Here is a 23,085-nt window from a genome sequence, read left to right on the forward strand (position 1 = left end):
TAATATGAGCTTGGTCGAAAAACCCATTCAGATTTTGATTGTCGAAGACGAACTGTTAATTGCTAAAAATTTATCCCCTAAATTAGAAAAATTGGGATATCAAGTCGCTGATATCGTTTCTTCTGGAGCGGATGCCATCCAGCGCGCCCGCGAACTAAGACCCGATTTAATTTTAATGGACATAGTTATCAAAGGCGACATTGACGGCATAGAAACAGCAGCAATAATTAATCAAGAATTAGATATACCAATTATCTATACAACTGCCTATGCTGACGACGAAACTTTGCTGCGAGCCGAAAATACGGGTTCTTACGGCTACCTGCTCAAACCTTTTAAAGAAAGAGAAATGCACGCCACTATCAAGATAGCACTTAGCAAACACCAAGAAGCAGTTATCCTGAAAAAAATAATGGCCTTAGCAGCAGAAAAAAGCGAAAGCAGATCGCGGTTTATTTCGATGGCTTTCCACGATTTAAATACTCCTTTAACTACTATACAGTTATCGGCTGAAATGCTAGAAGATAGCGACTTGCATAGAACCCCCGGAACGAAGAATAAAAATGTTGCTCGCATTAAAAAAGCAGTCAGTAATATGAGTGGGTTGCTGGAAGATATTTTAATGCTTAGCAAAGCAGAAGCAGGGAAAATTTCCTTAAATTTAAATCCGATTAATGCCACGGATTTATGCAATTCTATTTTAGAAGAGCTGCAACCTATTGTCACCGACAAACACCTAGTACATTTCCGCAGTCACACAAATCCGCTGCACGCCAATCTTGATGCCAAACTACTGCACCACCTTCTGACTAATTTGCTTTCAAACGCTATTAAATATTCTCCAAACGGCGGCAAGGTAAGTTTAGACTTAAGCTGCGAAAACCAACAAATAATTTTGTGCGTTCGAGATGAGGGAATTGGGATGACACCGGAATATCAAGGAAAACTATTTCAGCAGTTTGAACGGGGTGCTAATGTAGGCAATATTAAAGGATCGGGTTTGGGACTCTGCATTGTCAAACACATAGTTGACCTGCACGGCGGTACAATAAGTGTGGAAAGTGCGATCGACAAAGGTACTACATTTATTGTCGCGCTGCCTTTTTGTGGTGACGATAACAGCTAACAGTTAACAGTTAACATTAGTCATTGTCAGCAAAATCTATTGGGAGACAAAAGTTTGATCGCCCTATCTTCTTCTCCCCCCGCCGCCTTCGCAAATCGCTCAGCCAAAGCAGGTACAATCACCAAAGGATTGCTGAGCCCCGAAAAAACGTGCAATCCAGGGCGATCGGCAATCGACCCCACTACAGGCAAATTATCAGCGCTGAATGCCACACTACACTCGTGCCAAGTTGCCGGTAAGCCTGCCAAATCAGGCAAAACCTTGCGGATTCCTGCACGAATTGCCGTTTCGCTGGTTTCGCGATCGACTTTAGCATTCAAATCGCTCAAAGTGCGAGACAATTGCCCGATACGCAAACTCCCATCCTTAAACCCAATTGCACCCGCATCTAAAATCGGTGGCTGTAACTCTTTACCCGGTTCATCCCAAAGAAAATCCACCTCAATTCTACTCGATTCAGCTTCCAATTCAAAACGTTTTAATACCGCAGGCATCACCAAAGTCCTGAGTTTCAAATCCACAGGTGCAGTTTCCAAAATCTCGGTGCGAGTGAAATAAACTCCCACAGAAACAGCAGCCAGCTTCAGTAAACTCCGACTCCAACCTCCAGCACAAATAACCGTATTTTCGCAGGCATAACTTTCGTGTAGCGTCTGGACTCCCGAAATCCGATTTCCCTGTTTGATAAACCCAATTACTTCAGCAAATTCTATAGTTCCTCCCAACCGCAGAAACCCTTGACAATAAGCTTTATTTGTGGCAGTCGGCGAAATGTGACCGTGACGCACAGTCAGAGCTCCGGCGATCGCGCTTTTATTCAGCAAAGGTTCCAACTCGCCAGCTTCTGCAACACTCAAAAGCTGCGGAATGATCGCAAAATGCGCGTAATTAGCCGCCACTTTTTCGGCATCATTGCCCGCATCAATTGTCAGCAACAAATCCAACTCGCGAAACTCAGTATCAGCATCTAATTCCGCCGATAAATGGCGGTGGCGTTCGATACCTTCCCGAGACAATTGCCGAGTTAAATCAGTCGTTCCCGACCAATAAGCCAAGCCGCCATAACTAAAACGAGTAGCATTTTGCATGGTAGCATCTCGTTCCAAAAGCAGCACAGCACAACCTTTTTTTGCCAGTTCGTAACTCAGTGCCGCACCGGTAATGCCACCGCCGACAACAATCCAATCGTAACTTTTCATGGGCAACTCAAAGGGAATGAAAATATCATGCTTAGATTTTAGCTTACGTTTTTTCGGAACCAATCGAAAAACCTCTACCTACAGGAAGAGGCTGCCTGCGATCGGCATAACTGAAACTTCCACCCGTCGGGAGATGTTTGCGTAGAGATATTTTTCGTTCAATAGTAGGAATTAGAGTCAGCAAAAAATTAGAAATACCAGAGAGGTTTTTATGAGTATCGACAAACCAGGCAAAGATATGGAGCGCACTGCCAATCCGGGCGATCGCATTTCCGACAAACCGCAAACCATTGAAGAAAAAGCGCAGCAACTGGCGGTAGACCACGTACCCGACATCACGGGAGATGTTGTTACAGTTCCAACTTATGTGATCGTCGAAGAACCCGATGGGGAAAAGAAAGCTTTGCACCACGTCAAAGACGCCGACGAAATTTCCGACGTAATTCGGCAGGCCCGCGTTGACGAAAATGGCGAGCGGATTTGGGATTAAGTTCAATCCAATAAAAATGGGTTTGTTGTACAAAAGTTACTGTAGAAATCATGGAAACAAATCAAAGAAATAGTACCCCTTATCCCAATATTCCGCCGATTCTCGAAAGTGACGACTCAGAGTATCGCGACGCCGGCATTACGAGTACGCTTTCAGTTGCAGGCCATCCCATCCACCCCATCATCGTGATCTTTCCGGTAGCCTTTTTAGTAGGAGCCGCGGGCACGGACATCGGTTATTGGCTGACAAGCGATCCGTTTTGGGCCAGAGCTTCGGTTTGGCTGATGGGTGTCGGTTTTGCTGCGGGGATTTTGGCAGCAATCACGGGCTTTTTAGATTTTTTCAAAGTTAAAAGAGTGCGCGCTCGCAGTGCTGGCTGGTTGCACATGGGCGGCAATGTGGCGGTTATGGTACTTACCCTGATTAACTTGCTGTTGCGCCAAGGAAATCCGGCGGAGCCGATCGTATATACAGGTTTAGCAATATCGATCGTCGTTGCAACCTTGCTGGGCATTACAGGCTGGTTCGGCGGCGAACTAAGTTTTCGCCATAAAATCGGCGTCATCGGCCCTACCAGTCATAATTCGTAGGTTTATGACCATTTGTAGTAGGGACTTCCGTCCCTCTTCATTTGACACTTTAGGACTAAAGTCCTTACTACAAACTTAAAGATTGTCCCAGCCAATTGAGATAAGCATCGCTGCCAGCGATAATAGGAATAGCAATAATTTCGGGAACTTCATAGGAATGGAGTTCCTGAACTTTTGTTTTTAAAGCCTCAAATTTAGCCAAATCAGTTTTAATCACCAACTGCCACTCTGACTCGGAATGAATCTCGCCTTGCCAACTATAAATAGAGCGAATCGGCGACAAACTCACACAAGCAGCCAGCTTGTGTTCAACTAGAGATTTAGCGAGATTCTCCGCCTCCGCTTCCGATGCCACAGTTACCAGCACGACGCCAAAATTAACAGTCATAACGATTTGAGATTTGAGATTTGAGATTAAAGATTTGATTTCAACAGAAAACCTTGAACTTAGTCACTTGTAGCGCAACGGCCCAGGCTACGTCCGGCGTGGATATCTGCCACTTTTAATAATTCTAGGACTTAGGCACCGATGCCTAGAAACCGGGTTTTTCAACCAAAATACTTGGTTTAAACCCTCAATCTCGGTAAAAAAACCCGGTTTCTTTGTGCGCGAGTGCGTCCATTGATTTTAAAACAGTGCCAGCGGGACGCTCGCACTCGCCTATAATTCCATAGTTACCAGATTTGATATTCCCAATTACCAATTCCCCATTACCCATTACCCATTTTTAATTTCCGTAACTTCCCAAGAATTGACTTTGCCAGCCCCAGCTAAAGAAAAATAGCGCCTAGTAGATTCCGGCAAAATAGCTCCCGCCAACAAAGCATTATCTAAATTAGCTCCTATTAACGTCGCCTCGCTCAAATCGGCCGCCATCAAATCTGCTTGACACAACTTTGCCCAATTCAGATTTGCCCCTCTCAAACAACTTCCCCTCAACTTAGCCCCGGTTAAGTTTGCACCCGCCAACTTCACCCCACGCAACTGAGCCGCGCTGAAATTCGCCCCTGCCAAATTCGAGCCTTCCAAATTAGCTCCCATTAGTTTAGCTTCGCTCACGTTAACTCCGCTTAAATCTGCACCGCAGAGATTCACCCCTGTCAACTGCGCTCGCCGCAGACTGACTCCGGTTAATTGAGCTCCAAAAAGTTTTGCATTATTGAGCCTTGCACCGTAAAGGTTAGCCCACTTAAAATTAGCTCCCGTCAGATTCGCGCCCAGCAAGTTAACTAATTGCAAGTCGGCGCTGCACAAATTGGCATTCCACAACACAGCGCCCCGCAGGTTGGCGCTAGTTAAAGTTGCGCCGCTTAACTTTACTCTGGGCAATTTTGCTTTTACCAAAAAAGCTCCACTCAAATTAGCTTTTGTCAAATCTGCACCCGAAAGTTGGGTTTCGCCCATTTTGGCAAAAGTCAGATTTGTTCTTTGCATCTGTGCATCGTTGAGTGTTGCTTTGGTGAGAAACGCCCTGCTGAGGTTCGCCCCGGAAAGATTAGCTCGCGAAAGGTTGACTCCGATTAAGATTGCTCCGCTGAGGTTTTTCCCGCTGAGGTCGGCTCCAGTAAAGTCTCTTTGTCCTTTTTCGTAATTGTTGAGCAGTTCACTAACTTCCATAGGGCATCATACCTTCTATGATTGTGGGGTTTCGATCCAGAAATCTTTACTGTTAAGGTTGTTTCAGAAAGGAAACTGTTTCAGAAAGGAAACTGTTTTAGCGTTTGCCTCAAACGGTATAAATTTCCTTAACATCACTTTCTGTTTAAAGGCAATCTCTTAATAAAGATTTTATATCTTCCACGGGGTAGCGATCGCGCTTTCGGTATTTTTGAATTAAAAGTTAATATTTTTTGAGATAGATACTCCTTGCTTAACGATCGACAGTAATTCGCAACTTCAGGCGCAGCGTGCCCTTGAACCCTGCGGGAGGTTGCCAGGAACTCAAGGCCCTCTTGAGAGTTTCTACGGCGTCTGTTGCTTGCAGCGTCGAGGTTTGAGGGTCGATCGCCAATCGGGCAACGCGGCCGTCTTGTACCGATAACTCCCATACCGTTTCACCGCTAACCCCCGCCGGGAGATTAACAGATTGCAGGTATTGAGTCAAAGCCGCGATCGCCCCGGCATCCAACCCTTCGGCGCTAACTACTTGGAGGCGAGAAACCAAAGGCTTCGGGCGTTGCAACTCACCGTAACCGGGCTGCCGCGGCATAGCAGGAGCTGGACTCACTGGTGCCGAGTTGCGAGTCGAGGTAACGCTGCGAGAGCCACCCCTAGTTTGCTCTGCCCCTCCCGACTCGAAAATACCCTCATAGCTGACACCCTGCGGCAATTCCACAGGCACTTGCACTCGACGACGAGTTCCATCTGGTTCGACTCGCACTTCTTCGCTCACAGCCACAAAAGCCGTGTATTCCGACAGCAACCGATAAGTCAGAGCAGTATTAGTCACAGCTTCCACCAAAGATTTAGTCTCGCCACCAAACATTTGATTCATTAAATCTTTAATGCGCGATCGACCCCAAAGCTGAGCTACCGCCGAATTGCCAAAATCCGTAGCGTTTGCTGCGACTGATGTTGACTCCCGCTGCCTCCCGCCGGATTGAGCAAAATTAACAGGTAAAACTTGCTCGTAAGCTTTGCCGCCGGCAAGAGTGCCGCGGATGCGAAGTTGACCGTTAGTTCGATCGGCCTTTTTGCCAAACAAAACCAGCGGCTGACTCGCAAACAAGTCTGGGGGTGCGATCGGATAAATTTCTGGTTTTTCCCCCATTCCCTCCCAACTAATTTGAATCTCAGTCAATACCGGACGATTAATTTCCCGAAAAAACTTTTCTGCCGCTTCTGCTGACGGTTCATCTTGACGAATTACTTGAGACGTGCCTCTTCCCACTTCCGCCAAACGGTTAATCAAAAACCGATTCACCGAACCGCCGACACCAAAACTATAAAGTCGATTTCCCGGTTTCAGACTCCCCTGAACCCTGGCTAGCACTTCATTTTCATTACCAATGTAACCGTCAGTAATTAGTACAATACTCCGCAGCCTTCCCGTTGCCGCCGCCGGAAAATTCATCACTGCTTGAATGCCGTTAAGCAGTTCAGTACCACCGTTTGCCTGCAACTTGTCGATATAATTTATGGCGCTTTGTCGGTTGGGAGCAGTATTTGCTAAAGGAGTTGTTGAAAGCGCTTGCGCAGTGTTGGCAAAATCAATAATAGTAAAAGTATCGTTGGGATTCAGCCCTTGAATGAAGCGGCGCATCAACTCCTTAGATTTTGCCAGCGGTTCGCCCTGCTGAGAACCGGAAGTATCCATCAGAAACACGACATCTTTGGGTACAATTTCATTAGTTTTGTAGTGTAATGCCGGAATCAGATAAGTAGCAAAATGACCGCCCCGCTTGTCCGATTGAGTCAAAATAGTTGCCCGAGTATTTTCGCCCGCGACTCGATAGCGCAAAATTAAATCTTTATTGGGAATTGTGTCTGAATTGGCTAATTGGACTTGCACAATATTGCCGCTGCGGTCAGTTGTAATTTGATGGGAAGTAGAGCGGACATCGCCGATCGCAACTCCGGCATCTATTTCTACCGACACAGCAATATTGTGACCAGATCGCGTTCCTGGAGGCAAGACAGGCGGGTTAATGCGATCGGCACCTGAACCATCGCCCCCCCTTAGCAAGGGGGGGTTGGGGGGGGTCGAATTTCCCGAAATATAGCGCGGCCCTACCACCATTGGAAACACAAATTCGTAATCGCCACCGAAAAACTTGAGACTTTCCGTGTAGCGAATCGTAACTTCAATTTTTTCTCCGGGTTTGATATTAGCGAGAGACTGAGTAAAAATATTGGATCGTTCTTGTTCCAACAAACCCGCAGTCCGGCCTTGCTTTCTGGCTTGTTCGTAAATTTCCAAAGCTTCCTCGCGGCGTTTGATATCAGCTTTAATAGTTCGTGATCCTATTTTAATTTCCATATCATCCACCGCCGCTTCGTCGGGCAAAGGAAATACATAAACAGCTTCTATAGATTCAGGAAAAGGATTTTCAAACTTCTGAACAACTTCGACGCGGGAGATATTACCAGCTATTTTGGCTTTAACTTCAGTCTGCTTGAGAGGAAAGACTTGTTCTGAGGTCGTATTTGGAGTTTTGACGAACAAACCGCCGACTGGACAGCGATTTTGTGGCGATCGTCCGCCATTGCAATTAACATCGTTACTAGCGAGGATTTTCGGCGACACAGAGGAATAATTTTCTCCAGGAGCTTTTGCCCGCGCCGTATTTGGAGCGAGCCACGCGCCACACTCGATGGCTGCGAGCAATGCGATACCAGCAGAAAGCAACCGTTGAGGGGATAGAACGCAGACAAACTTCATAGCTGTTTTTTTTTAGCAGACTTGAGGTGCTTTGTCTACCATGACTTTACGCTTCGCGAAACGTTCCTGAGTTAACTTTCTGGGAAAAATGACCAAGGGCGTAGGGCTGATTTTAGATTTTAGATTTTAGATTTTAGATTGACTCGCCTAGGGGCGGACTGGGCGCTGGAACTTTTGTCGAAGCCATGATTGTTCAGGGCGACTGCTGTCGGCCGCTCGATCCGTATTTGGGTGAGGTCGGTTGGGGCGATCGTCCGCGAACCCAAGCTAGAAGATTGTATGATAGTTAAATAATTAAATAACTCTAACCTCAACCTCTCAAGCTCTAATAAATTGAAAAAGCCATGAATTTTATTAACCCCAAAACCGACTTTGCCTTTAAAAAAATCTTCGGCTCTGCTGACAGCAAAGACATTTTGATTAGCTTCTTAAATGCCATCCTCTACGAAGCGCAGCCAGTCATCGAAGATTTAGAAATTCTTGACCCTTATTTAGCTCCCAAACTCAAAGGAGTCAAAGATACTTACTTGGATGTTAAAGCTAAAATTAGTGGTAGCAAAACAGTGATCATTGAAATGCAGGTATTGAATGTAGAATCTTTTGAAAAACGGATTTTATACAATGCTACCAAAGCTTACTCAGTGCAATTGAAAAGCGGAGAAAACTACAACCTATTAAATCCCGTGATTGCCTTGACGATTACAGATTTCCAAATGTTTGAGCATCTGGAAACAGTAATTTCGCGGTTTTGTATCAAAGAAAAAAACAACTTGGTCGATTATTTGGCGGATGAATTAGAATTTGTATTTGTTGAGTTGCCCAAATTTGACAAGACTTTAGCAGAATTAGAGACTCTGACTGATAAGTGGATATATTTCATGAAAACAGCTCGGACGTTAAGGTCTGTGCCGGAAGAGTTGGGAAATGTACCGGAACTCCGCAAAGCTTTTACAATTGCCAATGAAGCAAATCTCGATCCTGATGAATTGGAAGATTTAGAAAGGCGAGAAATTTTTATTCAAGACCAGCGCGGTGCAATTACCAAAGCTACCCGAATCGGGATAGAACAAGGAATAAGACAAGGCATCGAACAAGGCATCGAACAAGGCATCGAACAAGGCATCGAACAAGGCATCAAACAAGGAAATGTGACATTAATTGTTCGTCAGTTGGAGCGCAGTGTCGGCCTGCTGTCGCCGGAGATCAAAACCAGCATCGATCAGTTATCCGCTCAGCAATTAGAGAATCTAGGAGAGGCACTATTAGACTTTGCCAGTGTGTCAGATTTGACAACTTGGTTGCAAGCACATAACAATCGTCAATAATTTGGTCAAATGGGTGTAGGGGCAATCCCCCGTGGTTGCCCTTATGGATTACCTATGTCACATTTGAGTCTGACCTGACATTGAAACATCTAAAGTCGAAAATCCTATGAGCAAATTTGTGTTTGTGACTGGCGGCGTGGTTTCCAGCATCGGCAAGGGTATTGTCGGTGCTTCTTTGGGCCGCCTATTGAAGTCGCGGGACTATTCAGTGTCGATTTTGAAGCTAGACCCCTATATTAACGTTGACCCCGGCACTCTCAGCCCGTTTCAGCACGGAGAAGTTTTCGTAACGGAAGACGGTGCGGAAACTGACCTGGATTTGGGGCACTACGAGCGTTTTACCGATACTTCAATGTCTCGCCTCAATAGCGTCACCACTGGTTCCATTTATCAAGCGGTGATCAACAAAGAACGCCGTGGCGAGTATCAGGGGAGTACGGTGCAGGTGATTCCGCACATCACTAATGAGATTAAAGAGCGAATTCACCGAGTAGCCAAAAATACTAATCCCGATGTCGTGATTACAGAAATCGGCGGAACGGTGGGAGATATTGAATCTTTGCCATTTTTGGAGGCAATTCGCCAGTTTCGCAAGGATGTCGGCCGGCAAAATGTTGTGTATATGCACGTCACGCTGATACCTTGGATTCCTTCGGCTGGGGAGATGAAAACTAAACCGACTCAGCATTCGGTGAAGGAATTGCGGTCGATCGGCATTCAACCAGATATTTTAGTCTGTCGGTGCGATCGCCCGCTGTCTTTGGGCATGAAACAGAAATTGTCGGAATTCTGCAACGTACCCGAAGAATGTGTCATCACCTCTCAAGATGCTAAAAGTATCTACGAAGTACCCCTGATGATGGAACAGGAAGGTTTGGCGCAACAAACGCTCAATTTGCTGCAACTGGAACATCGCCAGCCAGATTTGCATCAGTGGCAAACTTTAGTCAACAGGCTTTACAGTCCCAATCACAAAATTGATATTGCTTTAGTTGGCAAATACGTGCGGTTGAACGATGCTTATCTTTCGGTAGTCGAAGCTTTGCGGCACGCGGCAATTGCGATCGGCTGCGACCTGAATTTGCGCTGGATTAACTCAGAAGATTTAGAATCGGGAAACCTCGATAATTATCTCAAAGATATCAACGGCATTCTTGTACCGGGAGGTTTTGGGGTTCGGGGAGTGGACGGCAAAATAGCGGCGATCGAATATGCTAAACACAACAAAATTCCATTTTTGGGATTGTGTTTGGGGATGCAGTGTGCTGTGATTGAATGGGCGCGCAACATCGCCCAACTAGAGGATGCCAACAGCGCTGAATTTGACCCGGATACATCAAATCCGGTAATTAATTTATTGCCAGAACAGCAAGATGTAGTCGATTTGGGCGGTACAATGCGACTGGGTTTGTATCCGTGCCGTGTCAACCCAGACACGCTAGCTTTCAAACTTTATCAGAAAGAAGTGATTTACGAGCGGCACCGCCATCGGTACGAATTTAACAACGCCTACCGCAATCTTTTCTTAGAATCAGGTTATGCCGTCTCCGGTACATCTCCAGACGGCCGATTGGTAGAAATGATCGAATTGCCCAACCATCCTTTTTTCATAGCCAGTCAATTTCACCCCGAATTCCAATCTCGACCTAGCACCCCCCACCCATTGTTTCAAGGGTTTATCCAGGCCGCTAGCATCCAGGGAAAGCAGGATGTTTTAGAAGATGAGGGTCGCGACTTGGTGGCCGGGAAAGTTGTCGCAAACTGATCTGATATCATGTGCGATCGATGAGTTCTGATATATTAGATGTCTGTAGGGGCGGTTCAGAATAGACAATATTCAAATCGCCCCTACAATGGACATTACAAAACCCACCCAACAGACCAATAGGATTTGATAGGGGTCGCACTTACCGGACTAGATATCGGGCAGCATTCTCAACGAGTGAAAAACCTCCCCCTCAACCCCTATGCTAGGGCTGGGGGGATAGTACCACAAGGGAGAAGGCAGAAGGGAGAAGGCAGAAGGTAAAAATGCTAATATTTTTCTTAACTTTTTACGGCTTTCAAGGGTGATACCAGTTTCCCAAAAAAATGCAACTTTAGGCAACTTCCCAACCCCGATAGTCATCTGTCATGCCCAATCTAAAATCTACAATCTAAAATCTAAAATGGTAGGAGTTGTCAAACTATCCTAAAATACCAGGAAACACAGGTTTGAGGAGGCTTTGTGGCTTATTGGAGCAAAATTACTTATGAGAAAAGTACATACATAATTGACCTTGACACTATTAGTGCTTTTTCTAGCGAACTGGATAACAAGCGTCTCACCTTTTGGCTGCCTAATAGCAGTCAGCCGATTATCCTCAATCCCCAAGGCAATTATGAGGCTTACAAGCAAGTTCTCGATTACCTCAAAAAAACCATTGATCGCAATTCTAGAGGCTCGTGGATTAAAATTCATTATGACCGCAAAGAATTTGCGATTGATATGAGTCGAATTAGCTCTTTTGCTTGTGAACAGAACGGTCGGCTAAGCTTTTGCCTGCCTGACAGCGCAACTAATATTATTATCCTCCGCCAAAGCAACCCGGAAACTTATCAAGAAATTCAGGAATACATTAAAAATACGACTGGACAATCTCTGCCATAAAAAAGTCATTAGTCATTGAAGGATGAAGGGAGACTATGTTTAGTAACTCCTCACATTGATTTTATTTTTTTTTGAGCTAAAGTGCTTAGGTTGCCCTCTCATTTTAGATATTAAAAAAGCGCAGTAAAATGCGCTGCTTTTTTAAATTTTAACTATTGAACAAGCTGCCAAGCTAATTTTGCCGCGCCTACCATGCCTGCTTGATTGCCCAATTCAGCAACCAATAACTGCAAATCTTCGCGAGAAGTCGGCAGAACCCGCCGCTCAATTTCTTCTCGAACCTGCGGCAAGAAAAATTCTGTACCTGCACTAATTCCACCGCCGATAATAATAGCTTCCGGCGTCAAAATATAAATGAGACTTGCCAAACCGATACCCAAATAGCGCCCGTAATTTTGCCAAAATTCTAAAGCTTTGGCATCTCCAGACTTAGCTAAGTTTGCTAATTCTATAGGTTCCAAACCCGTTTCTCGGCGAATTGCTTGCACCGAAACGTACTGTTCTAAAGAACCGCGATTGCCGCTGTTGCACTTCGGGCCGTCGGGATTTATAGTAATCAATCCTAGTTCTCCAGCCGCGCCTTGATGACCTACAAATAGTTTGCCGTCTAGGATAACTGCACCGCCGACGCCTGTACCTAAAGTTACTAAGATTAGGTTTTTAAAGTGCCTTCCTGCGCCCAACCAAGCTTCTCCCAATCCGGCACAGTTGGCATCATTTGCTAACATGGTCGGCAGTCCGGTTTTAGCTTCCACCCAGTCAGCGAGGGGGACGTTATGCCAGTTTTTGAGGTTAATTGCTACTCTGGCTATGCGGCCGGCGGCGTCTGCCGGGCCTGGAGTACCGATGCCGATCGCACTTACAGCATTTTCGACCGGATTCAGTTGTAAAATAGCATCGGTCATTGTAGCAAAAACGGCTTCTGGCGTTGCCTGCTGAGGAGTTGGAACAGTTAAGGATTGATGACAAATGCCGTCTTCGCCGAATCTGCCGAGTTTAATTGCGGTTCCGCCTAAGTCAATGCCGATTACTTGTGTCATTCGATGTGGGTTTTGGATGCAATAATTGGGGACTAATTTTAATATTATAAACCTATTGTATGTGCGCCTAAAACACCTTACAGATTAAGTTTGTAGTGAGGACCTAATTCTTCAAACTTCTCTTTTAAATCTATGATAATTAGCCCCGAAAAATGCCATTAATTATTAATAGTATTAGGTCGCTCGCAATACCTAGCAAAAATTATGGATCCCAGCGAGTTCGCCTATGGAATTTCGCCTAACTTACGTTGCGCTACCTCTCGGTTGTGCAAAGCATCGCGATAGTCTGGTTGGAGAGCAATTGCCTGGTTATAAGATGCGATCGCATCTTCAAATCTTCCTAAATTATACTGCTCATTCCCTCGCTCGCACCACGCCTCAGCATCTACATTAACTTCCGATTCTGCCTCCACAGCCTCTGCGCCTCTGCGGTTCACTTCCCCAGAAAAACCCAAACCATCCCCAACAAACACCGCCTCAATCACCCTCCCCTTTGTATCCTCCTCCTCAACCTCCGGCGGGAACCGTGTCAATATCTCCCGCCCAATTTGCCTCGCCACCTCTGACAATTCCCCGCTGCCAATTCTACCTAACAAAACCAGCCGCTGCGCCAGTTCCTGAAGCGATGCCACCGCATCCGTAGCAGCGGTGTCATCATGTTCGCCCTCTAACAATCTTTTGCCAAACCGTCGCAGCCAAGCAGCCAATTCACTATCTTTAAGGCGTTTTGCGATTAAGAATCCTGCTACATCCCCGCGACTCCAGCCGGCATTCACCCCTTCGAGAATTTCCATGAATTTCGACTCGTATTCCGCGTCAGTTAATGTTGGGCGGATAGCGGTATTTTCCGAAGGCGGGGAGGGTTTGGTTGGGGTTCCGAACAGCCGCTGAATTAGTCCTTTGATGAATAGCAGAATTTTGTTGAGCATTTGTGAGGTTGGGAGGGTGGGGTATTTTCTATTTTATAGCAATTATCAAAAATAGATTACATATTGATTGCCGGCGGTATCTGTAGGGACACGGCACTGCCGTGTCCGGGATGGCGACGCACAGCCAAAAATCACATGAAGTAGAATTAATCTACTTTAAAAGCGGATAATACAGTTCTCCTGTTGAGTTGATATAACCGGCCCTATCGCCCGCTAAATTCCCCGTTCCCATGAATACGTCAACTCTCCCCGCGCCTTTGATTGCACCGCCGGTATCCTGATCCAAAACGTACCGATTCACGGCATTTTGTTCGAGTTGTCCTGCCGCATTCGGATAAGGGAGTTTTGTACTAATTAATGCTAGTGCACCGGGTGGCATTAAGGCTTTGTCGGTGGCGATCGACCTTTCGGCAGTTACTGGCACTCCAATGCTTCCTGTGGCTGGAACTCCATTAGTATCCCGGAAGAATACAAAGCTTTCATTTTTCGGCAAATATTTGTTCATATCTGCGGGAAAGTTAGTGAAATATTCCCTTAGTTTCGGCAAATTTAACTCTTCTAAAGTAAACTTTCCGTCTTTAACTAATTCTCGCCCGACTCCTGTATAACTGTGACTGGTTTTGCCTGCAAAACCGACGGTCATCACGCTACCATCTGTTAGCTGCAATCTCGCAGAACCTTGGACGTGCACGAGAAATGCCTGGAATCGATCGCGCAACCAAACTAATTCTAATCCTCGCAGCAATCCTTTACTCGCCTGCAAAGCATCTTCGCCTTCTAATTGCAATCTTGTCGGGTGAGGTTTCGGCCAAGATGCCATGTTTGGCGGCATCCGGTACAGGGGATAACGGTATTCGGAATTAGGCGTGCGAGATGCTGCGTAAGTCGGCTCGAAATAACCTGTAAATGCGACTGTTCCTTGGCCATCTTTGCCCGTGGATTTGTAAAATACAAATTCGCGCTTGACCGATTCCTGAAGTTGTGATGGGGTTGTGGAACTGACAACTAATTGGCGGAATCGATCGAGAGAACGCCGAACTCGATCGCGCGTAACTCCTGCGACTGGATAGCTGCTGTAAGCAGTGGCGGCGGCCGATGTATTGAGATAGCGGAGGCTGTTGTCGATCGACTTTAACAGCAATTCTTTATCACCCGGTTTGCCATTTTCGCCCCAGATTTGAGCGTCAAAGGCGAGATCCTCCGACTCGCCAGCTTGCAATTGATTTATACTAATTGGTTGCAGTGGCGGGGCTGCAACGGCTGGCACCGAAAAAGCGATCGCCAAAACGCAACAGGCGATCGCTAATAGCTGATAGCGAAAAATCTTGCTCAATTTCCAATCTTCCCTACTAAATTGATTATTTTCCTTATTCATCGAATCGTTCGACGCTAGAAGTAAATATCGGTTCTACGCGAATTGCGAGAACGCTGGTAGGCCGAACTACCATGTATTCGCCTTGAATATTTTTGATCGGGACGTTAAGAAATTCTCTTGAATCTTGTTTCGGCACCAGCGTACTGCTGTACCACTTTTGAAAATCTTGCAGCGTTGCGAAACGCACTTCTTCGCGGTGGCCGCCTTCAAGCAGCAGGTGCACGGAATATTCGCTGGGAGTTCTAGGCATAGGAGATAGGGAGAGTTGTTGGACGACAATCTAAAATCTAAAATCTAAAATTGATGTGGTTGCCCTCAAGCAGCAGGTGCACGGAATATTCGCACTTGAGTTCTAGGCATATCTTTATTTTAGATTTTTGATTTTAAGCTTTTGGAACGATTCCATATTTTACCTCTTCCTCGGCGCATTCCCTCATCTAGTAGGTTGGGTGGAGGGAGAGGGGGAGAGTGGGAGAAGGGGAGAGTGCGAGAGTTGTTGGAGGAAAATCTCAATCTTAAATCCAAAATCTTAAATCGATTGACGGTGGCCCCCATCTGCGGCTACGCTGTGAAATTAAGGCTGCTTTCCTCAAAGAAGAAGCAGCCCGCGTCGCCCAAAAATCTAGTTGCACTGCCCAAAGCTGCTACCAACAGCAATGGACAGCTAACCGCCAAACTGAGTAAGCAGTATGGAGGCTAATGGAGAATTTTAACACTCTCTGTAGCCGCCCTGCTCTGTGTTAACGTGCGGGGCGGCTGGGTTTTTGGGTTTTCCTAGAAAACCAAAAACCAGGAGACCATATTATGTCACAGGAATTCGTACCTGACGATAACTTGTCCGCGCGTCCAAATGACGACTCAGCAGTATCGGAACAGGAAGTCGTGCGGATAACGGTTGTCGGTTCCCGCGCCGCCGTGTTAGACACCATCCACACCTTGTACCGACTGGGATTTGCCCAAGTTGGCGATTGGAGTCCGCCGCAGCGAGGTGCAAAGCCGGGACAAGTTATAAGTGTACTCATTCGCCGATCGCGCAAAGCTTAACAATAGGCTGAAATACGCTAGGGACACTCCAAGAACCCATTGGTGTCAACAATCGCCTGAAACCATTGATAAATCTCGCTTTTAACCCAGTCTAGATCCCCCTAAATCCCCCTGGTTGTTGGGGGACTTTGAGAAGAATCTTGTCCCCCCCTTCTTAAGGGGGGCTAGGGGGGATCTAGATTTAATACTCAAACAACAGTCTGTGATTGGGTTAGACGTTAAGTTGACACGAAGAAGGGTTCTTGGAGTGTCTCTACAATGATTAATCCGGCGGAATACAGGGATTGTGTATTTTAGAACACGATTTGACCGCAACACTTAAAATAGTCTTGATTTACCGATCGACCGCACCCTTTTCTCATCAATATTTCTGGTTAGCTGGGGGTGTCTGTCAGCCGGAGTTGCGAGGTTCTGCTTCCAAAATGCTGATAATGGTGCACAATTTCAAATTAACAACAAAACTTGCACTATTTTGAGTAAGCTTTGGGAGGAACAGCTTAGAAAGCCTGTTTCTAAGAGTGATGCAAAATATCAAATTAATCCTCCACCTTGTCCAATTACTAATTACGAACCTATGCCCCGTCGTCAAGACTTAAAAAAAATTCTTCTCATTGGTTCCGGCCCAATTGTTATCGGTCAAGCGTGCGAATTTGACTATTCAGGGACACAAGCTTGCAAAGCTTTGCGAGAAGAAGGTTATGAAGTAGTGTTGGTGAATTCCAACCCTGCAACGATTATGACCGATCCGGAAACTGCCGATCGCATTTACATCGAACCTCTAACGCCAGCCATCCTCGAACAAATCATCGCTAAAGAAAGACCTCAAGCAATTTTACCGACAATGGGCGGTCAAACGGCGCTAAATTTAGCAGTTGCCGTCGCCAAAAATGGCGTTTTAGAAAAATACAACGTCGAGTTGATTGGTGCTAAGTTGCCAGCAATTGAAATGGCAGAAGATCGGCTATTATTTAAGGAAGCGATGGCGCGAATTGGAGTCGCAGTTTGCCCTTCGGGAATTGCCAACACTCTCGACGAAGCCAAAGCAATTGGTCACCAAATTGGCAGTTATCCGTTAATTATTCGTCCTGCTTTTACAATGGGCGGCACGGGAGGCGGCATTTCTTACAATCAAGAAGAGTTTGAAGAAATGGCACAAGGCGGGATTGATGCCAGTCCAGTATCGCAAATTTTGATCGAACAATCTTTGATTGGTTGGAAAGAGTACGAACTCGAAGTAATGCGGGATTTGGCAGATAATGTGGTGATTATTTGTTCGATCGAGAATCTCGACCCGATGGGCGTCCACACCGGCGATTCTATCACCGTCGCCCCGGCGCAAACTCTCACAGACAAAGAATATCAGCGCCTGCGAGATGCTTCGGTGAAAATTATTCGCGAAATCGGAGTTGAAACCGGCGGTTCCAATATTCAATTTGCCGTCAATCCTGTCAACGGAGATTTCATCGTTATTGAAATGAACCCTCGGGTTTCCCGTTCCTCCGCCTTGGCCTCGAAAGCAACTGGTTTCCCTATTGCCAAAATGGCGGCAAAATTAGCGGTAGGTTACAGCCTAGACGAAATTTCCAACGATATCACCAAGAAAACTCCGGCGTCTTTTGAGCCGACAATTGACTACGTGGTGACGAAAATTCCCCGATTTGCCTTTGAAAAGTTCCCTGGTTCCGAACCGACTTTGACAACGCAAATGAAGTCGGTTGGGGAGGTAATGGCGATCGGGCGCAGCTTCAACGAATCGTTCCAAAAAGCCCTGCGAGGATTGGAAACAGGCCGCGCAGGTTTCGGGTGCGACAAACCGGAAAAGTTGCCGAGTTTGGAACAAATTCGCGCCGGATTGCGGACGCCAAATCCAGATCGCATTTTTACAGTTCGCCACGCGATGATGATGGGAATGTCGGTGGAAGATATCTTCGAGTTTACAGGAATTGATCCTTGGTTTTTGGATAAAATGCAGGAATTGCTGGAAACTGAGAAGTTCTTGAAACGAACGCGGTTGGAAGAGTTGACAAAAGAGACAATGTTTGAAGTAAAGCAATTGGGTTTTAGCGATCGCCAAATTGCTTATGCCACAAAAACATCGGAAGATCAAGTCCGCGCTTACCGCAAACAGTTAGGCGTAATTCCGGTTTACAAAACAGTCGATACCTGTGCCGCTGAATTTGAAGCGTTTACACCCTATTATTATTCCACCTACGAAGCGGGAGCAGCAATTTGGGACTTGGGCGATGAAGAGAAGAAGATTTCGCCTGTAGGCCACAGTCTCGCGCCGGAGTCGGAAGTTTTGCCTTCTACCAAACGAAAAGTGATGATTTTAGGTGGCGGGCCGAACCGGATCGGACAGGGAATTGAGTTTGATTACTGCTGCTGTCACGCTTCCTATTCCCTAGGAGAAGATGGCTTTGAGACAATTATGGTCAACTCGAACCCGGAAACGGTTTCGACGGATTATGATACGAGCGATCGCCTGTATTTTGAACCGCTAACAAAAGAAGATGTTCTCAACATCATCGAAGCGGAAAATCCAGAGGGAATAATTATTCAATTTGGGGGCCAAACGCCGCTGAAGTTGGCGCTTCCTTTACAAAAAGCTCTGGAAAATCACCCCGATGTACAAACAAAAATCTGGGGAACTTCGCCGGATTCCATTGATACTGCTGAAGACAGGGAGCGGTTTGAAAAGATTCTGCGGGAATTGGATATTCAGCAAGCTGCTAACGGTTTAGCCCGTAGTTTTGAGGATGCTTTAATAGTAGCTCAACGGATCGGTTATCCGGTAGTGGTGCGACCAAGTTATGTATTAGGCGGGCGAGCCATGGAAATTGTTTATTCCGATACGGAATTGGAACGTTACATGACCTATGCCGTGCTAGTAGAACCCGATCATCCGATTTTAATTGATAAGTTTTTGGAGAATGCGATCGAGGTGGATGTCGATGCGATCGCCGATGTTACGGGCAATGTGACGATCGGCGGTATTATGGAGCACATCGAGGAAGCGGGAATCCACTCCGGCGACTCTGCTTGTTCTATCCCTTACCAAACGCTTTCTGATGCAGCTTTGGTAACAATCCGCCGCTGGACTGTAGAATTAGCAAAATCCCTGAAAGTAATCGGGTTGATGAATATTCAATTTGCTGTTCAAGGGGAACAAGTTTTTATTTTGGAAGCTAATCCGCGCGCTTCTCGAACAGTGCCTTTTGTCTCCAAGGCGATCGGAGTTCCCTTAGCAAAAATGGCCTCACGAGTCATGTCTGGCAAAACTCTAGAAGCTTTGGGTTTTACTGAAGAGATTATACCCACTCATGTTGCGGTAAAAGAAGCTGTATTACCCTTTGCTAAGTTCCCGGGAACTGATACCTTGTTAGGGCCAGAAATGCGATCGACCGGCGAAGTCATGGGAATTGACACCGATTTTGGCAAAGCCTTTGCCAAAGCTCAATTAGGTGCTGGACAAATGATGCCGCTGTTGGGAACCGTGCTGGTTTCGATGCGCGATCGGGACAAACTAGCAGTTGTACCCGTTGTCAAGGAATTCTTAGAATTGGGTTTCAGAGTAGTCGCAACTCACGGAACACGAAAAGTTTTGCGAGAGCAAGGTTTACAGGTAGATTTGGAATTGAAACTGCACGAAGGGCGACCGAATTTGTTGGATTCGATCAAAAATGAGAAAATTCAACTAATTATCACCACACCTTCCGGCGAAGAATCCCGAGCCGACGGCATCTTTATCCGCCGCACAGCTTTGACTTACAAAATCCCGATTATTACGACAATAGCCGGTGCCAAAGCGACAGCAGCGGGAATTCGATCGCTCAAATCTCACCCGATGGAAGTAAAAGCAATTCAAGACTATTACCCGCAAACTTAGAGGGCGAAACACCCTATGTTTAGGGTGTGCAGGGCGCACTATTAGTGTCAACTTAAGCTTTTAGTCCGCCAGTCCTCTCGCTCACCCCGCACTCCGCCAGGGAATGAATTCCCTGTCTTATAGCGAAAGTCCTCTCAAAGAGGAGTGAAGAACTCATTAGTCATCATAGCGAGGACTTTCGCTTTGAGGCACGGGTTTCAACAAGAGCCGAACTGAGGGTTTAACGTTAAGTTGACACCAATGACCGCGCACCTTATCCTAAACATAAGGTGCGCGTCACCAAAACCTAATCTGCATCGGAATCCAAAACTCCGCTAGAAAGCATCAACCTCGGCCAAACTAACAAGAAAAAACCCATCCAAGCTAATAAAGGAATCGCCACTAAAACAGTTATCCAAACATTTTTTAATAAAAACCAACTACCGCTAATCAGGCTAGTACCAGTTAAAAGAATCGACCAAGGCTGACACCACCAAGGTTTGTAACTCCAAGGACTAATAGATTTTTTATCAGAAAGAGACTTCATATTTTCAGTAATTTTTTATGGATAATAGTCTGGCTAGGTGGATTAACGGAAGTTAAACATTCATAACCTCTTCTGCTGTCAGCGTTAATTCGGGAAAAGTCCGCGACACAATTCGTTCGCTGCCTTTAAACGCGCTTCTTTGATAGTTGCCCTCTGCATCCAAAAGGTGGACAAATACAGTTGGAACTTTGGGATTTCCCAGAAATTCCCTGCTACCAATTGCTAAATAATCGACAATCCAATACTCAGGAATTCTGAGGCGCCGATATTCGTCCAATTTGTCTATATAATCGTCCTCCCAATTTGTTGATGTTACTTCCACTGCCAGTTGAATTGGTTCTCGTAAGGCAGAATAAGCAGAACGGTTCGAGCGCCACAAATCGCGATCAATTACGCTGACATCCGGCCTCCGCCCTTGTTCGATGCCCGCTTTACTTACAGTTCTGATAACGGCGGTATTGTTGACTACATAATTTAAACTTAGCCGTTTAACTTGATCTTTAAATGAGTCAGACGTAAAATCAGCAACATCATCATGATTTCTTGTCGCATTCATCTCTACAATTTTTCGATTTACCAGTTCATAGCGTCCATCTTCTGGACATTCTACAAGGAATTGGTCAAAGGTTAATTTCTGTGTGAATGTTGCAATCATAAGATTTATCCTTATTTTGCAGTAATACTATTAGTCTATATTACCACAGGCAGGAAAAAATTTGTTTTTTTGACGGCAGACATCCAATTCTTAAATCTAAAATATACAATCAAAAATAAAAAATCGATTCACGTAAATGGTAAAATGCGATCGCCCTAGCAATTTGCACTTAAATTTGTTACTGACTTGATACAGTAAAGTAACAAACCTAGAAATCGAGCCACTCCCAGGTCAACCCCGAACCATGAGACTAGACGAAGCCGTAGAATTTGCCGAAAACCCAGAGCCGCGCTGTCCCTGCGTCCTCCTGCTGGACACCTCCGGCTCCATGCAAGGCGCACCCATAGATGCCTTGAATGAGGGGCTGGAAATTTTTAGGAATGACCTAATTAAAGACGAACTAGCTAAAAAGCGAGTCGAAGTCGCGATTATTTCATTTGACAATCATATCAAAGTCGTGCAAGACTTCGTGACCGCCGACCAGTTCGAGACGCCACTGCTGACAGCTCAAGGACAAACCCACATGGGCGCTGGCATTCAGCTAGCATTAGATACTATTGCGGCTCGCAAATCCGAATACCGCAACAACGGCATTACCTACTACCGCCCGTGGGTATTTATGATTACTGACGGCGAACCTCAAGGTGAATCAGATGATGTTGTGGAAATAGCAGCACAGCGGATTAAAGAGGAAGAAACTAACAAGCGCGTGGCATTTTTTGCAGTCGGAGTGGAAGGTGCTAATATCACCCGTCTGGCGCAAATTGTCGAGCGCACGCCTGTAAAATTGAGAGGACTAGACTTTAGAGAGATGTTCATCTGGCTGTCGGCTAGTATGCAGAGAGTTTCTCACTCAAAAATTGATGAACAAGTAGCGCTGCCACCACCCGGATGGGGAACTGTTTAGGTATTAGTCATTGCTCATTGATCATTGGTCATTAGTAAGTGACCAGCGGTAAGTGCGGTGTGCATAGCCCTACATAATAAGTAAGGTGTGGTGTGCATCGCCCTATCTAATTAGGGATAAATAAACCCGTCCAGACTTTGCATAGTTGTGAATTTACGAAGTTTTGAGTTAAAGAGTTATTAATGCAGAATTCATCCTTTAATTGGCAAGTTGTAGCGGCATCGGTGATAGGTACAAGCCACGAAAAAAGATCGCAGCCTTGTCAAGATGCCCACTGCTGGCGTCTCTTGCCGAACGGTGTTTTAGCGGCAGCGGTTGCCGATGGTGCGGGCTCCGCAGCACTCGCAGAAATTGGGGCAAAAATTGCTGTGGAAGCGGTTGTCGAAACGATTTGCCAGCAACAGGAAAGGCTGCCTGAAAATGACGACGAATGGCAGGTATTTTTGACAGCATCACTCCAAGTTGCGCGGGCGCAGGTGGAAGCAGAAGCGTCTGTGCGGGAAGTGGCTGCCAGAGATTTAGCCTGCACTTTAATTGCTGTTGTTGCTACGCCGGAATTAATCGCAGTTGCTCAAATCGGCGACGGTGCGGCGGTAGCGGGTGATAGTGCAGGAAATGCGATCGCCCTGACTGTACCTCCCTGCGGCGAATACATCAACGAAACCATTTTTTTGATTTCGCCGAATGCAATAGAAACAGCGCAATTTCAGGTACTGCGGGAAAAACTGCGACACTTGGCCGTTTTTTCTGACGGCTTGCAAATGCTAGCGCTCAAAATCCCGGAAGGTACGCCGCACGGGCCGTTTTTTGCGCCTTTGTTTCGGTTTTCTGGCGAGTGGAAAGAAGAAGAAGATGCGAAACAGCAGTTAGAGTCATTTTTGCGATCGCCCCGCGTTTCCGAACGCACCGATGATGACTTAACTTTATTGTTAGCAACTTTTTCGAGTAATGTCTGATCTGT

The 23,085-nt window shown here is 46.0% G+C and carries 21 protein-coding genes; 11 read left to right on the plus strand and 10 right to left on the minus strand.

All coding sequences use genetic code 11. The annotated features are described in order from the left end of the window. The first annotated feature begins 4 nt into the window (after positions 1 to 4). Positions 5 to 1,126 (plus strand): ATP-binding protein, encoded by a 1,122-nt coding sequence (locus tag QUB25_RS00445; RefSeq protein WP_333181469.1) that lies wholly within the window; start codon positions 5 to 7, stop codon positions 1,124 to 1,126. Positions 1,127 to 1,152: 26 nt separating this feature from the next. Here QUB25_RS00445 and QUB25_RS00450 read toward each other — a convergent pair whose 3' ends face one another. Beyond that, positions 1,153 to 2,325, minus strand: a complete 1,173-nt coding sequence (locus QUB25_RS00450; RefSeq protein WP_333181471.1) for an FAD-binding oxidoreductase — start codon at positions 2,323 to 2,325, stop codon at positions 1,153 to 1,155. Positions 2,326 to 2,536: 211 nt separating this feature from the next. On the opposite strand from QUB25_RS00450, the gene QUB25_RS00455 reads away from it, so the two are divergent. Both QUB25_RS00455 and QUB25_RS00460 read left to right on the plus strand, forming a co-directional pair. Beyond that, entirely contained in the window at positions 2,537 to 2,815 is a 279-nt protein-coding gene (locus QUB25_RS00455) for a hypothetical protein (RefSeq protein ID WP_333062328.1), read from the plus strand. A 50-nt stretch (positions 2,816 to 2,865) separates the two neighbouring features. Further along, positions 2,866 to 3,405 carry a DUF2231 domain-containing protein gene (locus tag QUB25_RS00460; RefSeq protein WP_333040852.1) on the plus strand — a complete coding sequence of 180 codons (540 nt, stop codon included), beginning with the start codon at positions 2,866 to 2,868 and terminating at the stop codon, positions 3,403 to 3,405. Positions 3,406 to 3,472: 67 nt separating this feature from the next. On the opposite strand, the gene cutA is transcribed toward QUB25_RS00460, so the two are convergent. The 3 genes from cutA to QUB25_RS00475 all read right to left on the minus strand — a co-directional run bounded on the left by cutA (position 3,473) and on the right by QUB25_RS00475 (position 7,787). After that, the gene (gene cutA, locus QUB25_RS00465) at positions 3,473 to 3,793 is read right to left on the minus strand and encodes a divalent-cation tolerance protein CutA (protein ID WP_333181473.1); all 321 of its coding nucleotides are present in this window, start codon (positions 3,791 to 3,793) and stop codon (positions 3,473 to 3,475) included. A 330-nt stretch (positions 3,794 to 4,123) separates the two neighbouring features. Continuing rightward, positions 4,124 to 5,023 carry a pentapeptide repeat-containing protein gene (locus QUB25_RS00470; protein ID WP_333181474.1) on the minus strand — a complete coding sequence of 300 codons (900 nt, stop codon included), beginning with the start codon at positions 5,021 to 5,023 and terminating at the stop codon, positions 4,124 to 4,126. A 253-nt stretch (positions 5,024 to 5,276) separates the two neighbouring features. Next, positions 5,277 to 7,787 (minus strand): VIT domain-containing protein, encoded by a 2,511-nt coding sequence (locus tag QUB25_RS00475; RefSeq protein ID WP_333181476.1) that lies wholly within the window; start codon positions 7,785 to 7,787, stop codon positions 5,277 to 5,279. A gap of 344 nt (positions 7,788 to 8,131) precedes the next feature. Here QUB25_RS00475 and QUB25_RS00480 point away from each other — a divergent pair, with 344 nt between their 5' ends. The 3 genes from QUB25_RS00480 to QUB25_RS00490 all read left to right on the plus strand — a co-directional run bounded on the left by QUB25_RS00480 (position 8,132) and on the right by QUB25_RS00490 (position 11,762). Then, the gene (locus QUB25_RS00480; protein WP_333181478.1) at positions 8,132 to 9,112 is read left to right on the plus strand and encodes an Rpn family recombination-promoting nuclease/putative transposase; all 981 of its coding nucleotides are present in this window, start codon (positions 8,132 to 8,134) and stop codon (positions 9,110 to 9,112) included. Between the two features lie 106 nt (positions 9,113 to 9,218). Continuing rightward, entirely contained in the window at positions 9,219 to 10,877 is a 1,659-nt protein-coding gene (locus tag QUB25_RS00485; protein WP_333062332.1) for a CTP synthase, read from the plus strand. 462 nt (positions 10,878 to 11,339) lie between these two features. Further along, positions 11,340 to 11,762, plus strand: a complete 423-nt coding sequence (locus QUB25_RS00490) for a hypothetical protein (RefSeq protein WP_015174977.1) — start codon at positions 11,340 to 11,342, stop codon at positions 11,760 to 11,762. 152 nt (positions 11,763 to 11,914) lie between these two features. Here QUB25_RS00490 and QUB25_RS00495 read toward each other — a convergent pair whose 3' ends face one another. From QUB25_RS00495 to QUB25_RS00510, 4 genes are all read right to left on the minus strand, one after another. Continuing rightward, the gene (locus QUB25_RS00495) at positions 11,915 to 12,802 is read right to left on the minus strand and encodes an ROK family protein (RefSeq protein ID WP_333181481.1); all 888 of its coding nucleotides are present in this window, start codon (positions 12,800 to 12,802) and stop codon (positions 11,915 to 11,917) included. 224 nt (positions 12,803 to 13,026) lie between these two features. Then, positions 13,027 to 13,731, minus strand: coding sequence for a tetratricopeptide repeat protein (locus tag QUB25_RS00500; RefSeq protein ID WP_333181482.1), 705 nt, complete (start codon positions 13,729 to 13,731; stop codon positions 13,027 to 13,029). Between the two features lie 151 nt (positions 13,732 to 13,882). Continuing rightward, the gene (locus QUB25_RS00505) at positions 13,883 to 15,106 is read right to left on the minus strand and encodes a murein transglycosylase A (RefSeq protein WP_333181484.1); all 1,224 of its coding nucleotides are present in this window, start codon (positions 15,104 to 15,106) and stop codon (positions 13,883 to 13,885) included. Beyond that, positions 15,099 to 15,356 carry a hypothetical protein gene (locus tag QUB25_RS00510; RefSeq protein WP_333040861.1) on the minus strand — a complete coding sequence of 86 codons (258 nt, stop codon included), beginning with the start codon at positions 15,354 to 15,356 and terminating at the stop codon, positions 15,099 to 15,101. Before QUB25_RS00510 ends, QUB25_RS00505 begins: the two co-directional genes overlap by 8 nt. A 234-nt stretch (positions 15,357 to 15,590) precedes the next feature. On the opposite strand from QUB25_RS00510, the gene QUB25_RS00515 reads away from it, so the two are divergent. The 3 genes from QUB25_RS00515 to carB all read left to right on the plus strand — a co-directional run bounded on the left by QUB25_RS00515 (position 15,591) and on the right by carB (position 20,036). Next, positions 15,591 to 15,806: a hypothetical protein gene (locus QUB25_RS00515; RefSeq protein WP_333181485.1), complete on the plus strand. Its 216-nt coding sequence runs from the start codon at positions 15,591 to 15,593 to the stop codon at positions 15,804 to 15,806. 104 nt (positions 15,807 to 15,910) lie between these two features. Beyond that, positions 15,911 to 16,150, plus strand: a complete 240-nt coding sequence (locus QUB25_RS00520) for a hypothetical protein (RefSeq protein WP_333040862.1) — start codon at positions 15,911 to 15,913, stop codon at positions 16,148 to 16,150. A 574-nt stretch (positions 16,151 to 16,724) separates the two neighbouring features. Then, on the plus strand, positions 16,725 to 20,036 hold the full coding sequence (carB, locus tag QUB25_RS00525) for a carbamoyl-phosphate synthase large subunit (RefSeq protein ID WP_333040874.1): 3,312 nt from the start codon (positions 16,725 to 16,727) through the stop codon (positions 20,034 to 20,036). Positions 20,037 to 20,322: 286 nt separating this feature from the next. Here the strand turns inward: carB and QUB25_RS00530 are convergent, their stop codons facing one another. Together QUB25_RS00530 and QUB25_RS00535 are read right to left on the minus strand one after the other, a co-directional pair. Then, positions 20,323 to 20,562, minus strand: coding sequence for a DUF6737 family protein (locus QUB25_RS00530; protein ID WP_333181487.1), 240 nt, complete (start codon positions 20,560 to 20,562; stop codon positions 20,323 to 20,325). Positions 20,563 to 20,614: 52 nt separating this feature from the next. Continuing rightward, a complete protein-coding gene (locus QUB25_RS00535; RefSeq protein ID WP_333181489.1) occupies positions 20,615 to 21,217 on the minus strand; it encodes a Uma2 family endonuclease in 603 nt (200 codons plus the stop codon). Between the two features lie 244 nt (positions 21,218 to 21,461). Between QUB25_RS00535 and QUB25_RS00540 the strand changes: the two genes are divergently transcribed. Together QUB25_RS00540 and QUB25_RS00545 are read left to right on the plus strand one after the other, a co-directional pair. Then, positions 21,462 to 22,124, plus strand: a complete 663-nt coding sequence (locus QUB25_RS00540; protein ID WP_332953856.1) for a VWA domain-containing protein — start codon at positions 21,462 to 21,464, stop codon at positions 22,122 to 22,124. A gap of 182 nt (positions 22,125 to 22,306) precedes the next feature. After that, a complete protein-coding gene (locus QUB25_RS00545; protein WP_333181491.1) occupies positions 22,307 to 23,080 on the plus strand; it encodes a PP2C family serine/threonine-protein phosphatase in 774 nt (257 codons plus the stop codon). Positions 23,081 to 23,085 lie beyond the last annotated feature (5 nt).

It is taken from the genome of Microcoleus sp. B3-D7, assembly GCF_036705305.1.
GTDB lineage: Bacteria > Cyanobacteriota > Cyanobacteriia > Cyanobacteriales > Microcoleaceae > Microcoleus.

Bases quoted from the DNA above. Each gene is read 5' to 3' on its own strand.
- QUB25_RS00520 (WP_333040862.1), top strand. From the start codon at position 15,911: ATGTCACAGGAATTCGTACCTGACGATAACTTGTCCGCGCGTCCAAAT.
- QUB25_RS00500 (WP_333181482.1), bottom strand. From the start codon at position 13,731: ATGCTCAACAAAATTCTGCTATTCATCAAAGGACTAATTCAGCGGCTG.
- QUB25_RS00535 (WP_333181489.1), bottom strand. From the start codon at position 21,217: ATGATTGCAACATTCACACAGAAATTAACCTTTGACCAATTCCTTGTA.
- QUB25_RS00480 (WP_333181478.1), top strand. From the start codon at position 8,132: ATGAATTTTATTAACCCCAAAACCGACTTTGCCTTTAAAAAAATCTTC.
- QUB25_RS00445 (WP_333181469.1), top strand. From the start codon at position 5: ATGAGCTTGGTCGAAAAACCCATTCAGATTTTGATTGTCGAAGACGAA.
- QUB25_RS00485 (WP_333062332.1), top strand. From the start codon at position 9,219: ATGAGCAAATTTGTGTTTGTGACTGGCGGCGTGGTTTCCAGCATCGGC.
- QUB25_RS00475 (WP_333181476.1), bottom strand. From the start codon at position 7,787: ATGAAGTTTGTCTGCGTTCTATCCCCTCAACGGTTGCTTTCTGCTGGT.
- cutA (WP_333181473.1), bottom strand. From the start codon at position 3,793: ATGACTGTTAATTTTGGCGTCGTGCTGGTAACTGTGGCATCGGAAGCG.
- QUB25_RS00510 (WP_333040861.1), bottom strand. From the start codon at position 15,356: ATGCCTAGAACTCCCAGCGAATATTCCGTGCACCTGCTGCTTGAAGGC.
- carB (WP_333040874.1), top strand. From the start codon at position 16,725: ATGCCCCGTCGTCAAGACTTAAAAAAAATTCTTCTCATTGGTTCCGGC.
- QUB25_RS00470 (WP_333181474.1), bottom strand. From the start codon at position 5,023: ATGGAAGTTAGTGAACTGCTCAACAATTACGAAAAAGGACAAAGAGAC.
- QUB25_RS00450 (WP_333181471.1), bottom strand. From the start codon at position 2,325: ATGAAAAGTTACGATTGGATTGTTGTCGGCGGTGGCATTACCGGTGCG.
- QUB25_RS00495 (WP_333181481.1), bottom strand. From the start codon at position 12,802: ATGACACAAGTAATCGGCATTGACTTAGGCGGAACCGCAATTAAACTC.
- QUB25_RS00455 (WP_333062328.1), top strand. From the start codon at position 2,537: ATGAGTATCGACAAACCAGGCAAAGATATGGAGCGCACTGCCAATCCG.
- QUB25_RS00530 (WP_333181487.1), bottom strand. From the start codon at position 20,562: ATGAAGTCTCTTTCTGATAAAAAATCTATTAGTCCTTGGAGTTACAAA.
- QUB25_RS00505 (WP_333181484.1), bottom strand. From the start codon at position 15,106: ATGAATAAGGAAAATAATCAATTTAGTAGGGAAGATTGGAAATTGAGC.
- QUB25_RS00460 (WP_333040852.1), top strand. From the start codon at position 2,866: ATGGAAACAAATCAAAGAAATAGTACCCCTTATCCCAATATTCCGCCG.
- QUB25_RS00540 (WP_332953856.1), top strand. From the start codon at position 21,462: ATGAGACTAGACGAAGCCGTAGAATTTGCCGAAAACCCAGAGCCGCGC.
- QUB25_RS00545 (WP_333181491.1), top strand. From the start codon at position 22,307: ATGCAGAATTCATCCTTTAATTGGCAAGTTGTAGCGGCATCGGTGATA.